Raw genomic sequence first — 3,763 nt, forward strand, 5'->3', positions numbered from 1 at the left:
AGGGAGGACGGGGGCCGGGGGCGCGTCAGAGTTGGGGGCGTTCACGTGGCTGGCGCGACTCTTTCCGGCCCTGGCGTCCTGCGCAAGACGCACGGTGTTTGTCGAGGAGGCCGCGGCTCGGCTAGGAACGGCCTTTTCCCCAAGGAGGAAGACCATGCCAGACGTCATCGTGGTGGGTGCGGGCCACAACGGACTTGTCGCGGCGGCGATGCTCGCGCGCCGGGGCCTGTCGGTCACCGTGCTGGAAGAGAAGGACCAGGTGGGCGGCGCGTGCAAGACGGAGTACCCGTTCCGCACGGCGCCGAAGCTGGGCGTCTCCACCGGCGCGTACCTCCTGGGGCTGATGCCGCCGGAGCTGCTCCAGGAGCTCCAGTTGGAGCTGCCCCTCAAGCGCCGCGACCCGCACTACTTCCTGCCCACCATGGACAAGCGCTACCTGCTCTTCGGCTCGGATGAGCGGGAGCTGGAGCGGCAGTTCCGCGAGTTCTTCTCCGAGGCGGACTGGAACGCCCACGTCGCCATGAACACGGAGCTGGCGGCGCTGCGCGAGGACCTGGCGCCCGCGTGGCTCCTGCCGCCCGTGTCGCTGGAGGAGACGGCGGAGCGCTACGTGCGCCCGGCCCTGCGCCAGCACTTCATCCATCTGTGCCGAGGCACGGCACGCGAGTACCTGGAGCGCTTCGGCTACAAGTCCGACTTCGTGAAGGCGATGTACGCCGTCACCGACGCGTTCTCCGGCCTGGACGGTGGCTACGACACGCCGGGCACGGGCATGAACCTGCTGGTGCACAACCTCTGCCGGCTGCCGGGCAGCGGCGGCACGTGGATGATTGTCGAAGGAGGCATGGGCACCGTCACCCAGCGCATCGCGGCGCTGGCGCGCAAGCACGGCGCCCAGCTGCGCACGAACGCGAAGGTGGCGTCAGTGCGCGTGGACAGCGGCGTGGTGAAGGGCGTGGTGCTGGAGAACGGCGAGGAACTGTCCGCGAAGGTCGTGGTCTCCAACGCGGACCCGTTCCGCACGATGAAGTTGATGGACTCGGAGGCGCTGAACAAGGAGTACCGGAGCATGGTGGACGGGATGTCCTCGCCGGGCACCACTCTCAAGGTGAACCTGTGCCTCAAGTCCCTGCCCACCTTCACCTGCCTGCCGGAGGACCGGGGCCAGTTCGGGCCCACCATCCACCTGCTGCCTCAGGAGGACGACGTGCTGGGGGCGCTCGCGCACGGCTACAAGGAGGCGAAGGCCGGACGGCTGGCGGAGTTCCCCTCCATCGAGTGGTACGTGCACACCACGGTGGACCCGACCCTGAAGGACGAGGAAGGGCACCACAACTCCGCCCTCTTCGTGGAGTGGGTGCCGGAGAAGCTGGAGGGCACCACCTGGGAGAAGGAGGAGGCGCGCTACGTGAAGCACCTCTTGTCCATCTGCGACCGCTTCGCGCCCGGCACCAGCGACCTGGTGCAGGAGTACTTCGCGCTCACGCCGCCGAAGATTGAGTCCCACTTCGGCATCACCCGCGGCCACATCCACCATGTGGACAACAAGCGCGGGTTCACCGACCGGCTGCCCTATGAGACGCCGGTGCAGGGGCTCTACTTCTGCAGCGCGGGCTGCCACCCGGCGGGAAGTGTCATCGGCGCGGCGGGCCACAACGCGGCCAACGTGGTGCTACAGGCGCTCGGACGCTGAGACGGAGTGCGTCTCACGGCGGGCGGAATGGACGTTCCATGGATCCTTTTGCCCGCCGTGTTTAGATGGTTGTCCCCATGAGCTACCTCGTCCTCGCCCGCAAATGGCGCCCGCAGAAGTTCGATGACATGACCGGCCAGGAGCACGTGGTCCGGACCATCGGGAACGCCATCAAGATGGACCGGGTCGCGCACGCGTACCTGTTCTGCGGTCCTCGAGGGGTGGGCAAGACGACGGCCGCCCGCCTGCTCGCCAAGGCGCTCAACTGTGAGCAGGGCCCCACGGCGACCCCGTGCGGCACCTGCCGGGCGTGCACCGAAATCACCGCCGGCACCAGCGTGGACGTGGCGGAGATCGACGGTGCGTCCAACAACGGTGTCGAGAACGTCCGCGAGATTCGCGAGAACGCGAAGTACCTGCCGCAGCGCGACCGCCACAAGATCTACATCATCGACGAAGTCCACATGCTCTCCGGCGCGGCGTTCAACGCGCTCCTGAAGACGCTGGAGGAGCCGCCCGGTCACGTGAAGTTCATCTTCGCGACGACGGAGGCGCACAAGCTCCCGGACACCATCCTGTCGCGCTGCCAGCGCCACAACTTCCGGCGCATCTCCGCGGCGCGGATGCTCCAGCGGCTGAAGGAGATCTGCCAGGCGGAAGGCGCGGGCATCTCCGAGCAGTCGCTGTCGCTGGTGGTGCGCCAGTCCGAAGGCGGCATGCGCGACGCGCTGAGCCTGTTGGATCAGATTCTCGCGTCGTGCGGTCCCAACCCCACGGACGAGGCCGTCGCGGAGGCGATGGGCGCCATCGACCGCACGGTGGTGCAGGACTTCGCGGAGGCGCTGGTCCGCAAGGACGCGAAGCGCGTGCTGGGCCGGGTGGATGAAGTGTTCAACCGGGGCCTGGACCTGAAGCGGCTGGCGGAGGAGCTGGCGCTGCAGCTGCGGCATCTCTTCGTGACGAAGTCGCTGGGTGAGGCGCCCGCGGAGCTGGCGGAGTCCGAGCAGAAGGCGCTGTTCGCGCTGGCGAAGGAAGCGGACACGGCGCAGCTGTCGCGGCTGTTCGACATCGTGCACGGCTGCATCTGGGACGTGTCGCGAGCGGCGCAGCCCCGGCTGGCGCTGGAGATGGCGCTGCTCAAGGCCATCCAGCTGTCCCCGGCCGGTTCGATTCCCGACCTGCTGGCCCGCGTGGAGCGGCTGTCCGCGGGACTTGGCGCGGAAGGCGCCGCGAAGAGCACGACCGGGGCGCCAGGAGGTCGCCCCGGTCCCGCGAACTTTCGCGTCTGAGGTCCAGGCCGAAGTCCGCGCGCCCGCGCCCGTAGCGGCGGCGCGTCCTGCCGAAGGTCCAGGTGCCTCCGCGCAGACGGGCGCCATGCCACGTCCGTTCGATGCGCAGAGTCCGTCCGTGCATGCGGAAGCTCCGTCGCGTCCGGTGCCTCCGTCCGCCTCCGTGTCGACGGGAGTCCCGCCGCGCATGGCGGACACACAGGGCCCGTCCGCCTACGAGGGGGCAACGCCGCGTCCGTTCGAAACGCAGGGTCCGTCCGTGCACGCGGAGCCCTCGTCGCGTCCGGTGCCTCCGTCCGCATCCGTGTCGACAGAGGCTCCGCCGCGCATGGCGGACACGCAGGGCCCGTCCGCGTACGCGGGGGCAACACCGCGTCCGTTCGATGCGCAGGGCCCGTCCACTCATGCGGGGGCCACCGTCCGGCCCTTCGACGACACGCGCGCTCCGGCGCACCCTGCATCGCCCGGTGAGCCGGCCCCGGCCGGTGCGTCCGCAGTGGCTACACGGACGCCACCTGCCGCGCTGATGGAGGGCCTGTCCCCCGCGGCGGCCCGTCCCCTCTCCTTCCTTCGCAATGGCGGTGGCGCGAGCGGTCCCGCGCCCACGCCCGCCGCCGTGCCTTCCGCGCCGGTGGTGATGGACGACCTGTCTCCGTCCGCCGCGCGCCCGCTGTCCTTCCTGCGCAATGGCGGCGGCGCGGCTCCCGCGATGGAGACCCCTCCGGCCCCGGGCGTCGTCATGGACGGCCTGTCCCCGTCCGCGGCCCGCCCCCTCTCCTTC

At 69.9% G+C, this 3,763-nt stretch carries 2 protein-coding genes and 1 pseudogene; all 3 read left to right on the forward strand.

The window, feature by feature from the left end:
- Positions 1-154 precede the first annotated feature (154 nt).
- Positions 155-1,693 (forward strand): NAD(P)/FAD-dependent oxidoreductase, encoded by a 1,539-nt coding sequence (locus tag D7V77_RS40895; RefSeq protein WP_120581585.1) that lies wholly within the window; start codon positions 155-157, stop codon positions 1,691-1,693.
- Between the two features lie 77 nt (positions 1,694-1,770).
- Complete coding sequence (dnaX, locus tag D7V77_RS40900; RefSeq protein ID WP_120581586.1) at positions 1,771-2,982, forward strand: DNA polymerase III subunit gamma/tau; 1,212 nt, start codon at positions 1,771-1,773, stop codon at positions 2,980-2,982.
- Positions 2,983-3,169: 187 nt separating this feature from the next.
- Positions 3,170-3,763, forward strand: a pseudogene (locus D7V77_RS43450) (hypothetical protein); the annotation flags it as partial.

The organism is Corallococcus sp. CA041A, assembly GCF_003612075.1.
GTDB lineage: Bacteria > Myxococcota > Myxococcia > Myxococcales > Myxococcaceae > Corallococcus > Corallococcus exiguus.

Bases quoted from the DNA above. Each gene is read 5' to 3' on its own strand.
- D7V77_RS40895 (WP_120581585.1), top strand. From the start codon at position 155: ATGCCAGACGTCATCGTGGTGGGTGCGGGCCACAACGGACTTGTCGCG.
- dnaX (WP_120581586.1), top strand. From the start codon at position 1,771: ATGAGCTACCTCGTCCTCGCCCGCAAATGGCGCCCGCAGAAGTTCGAT.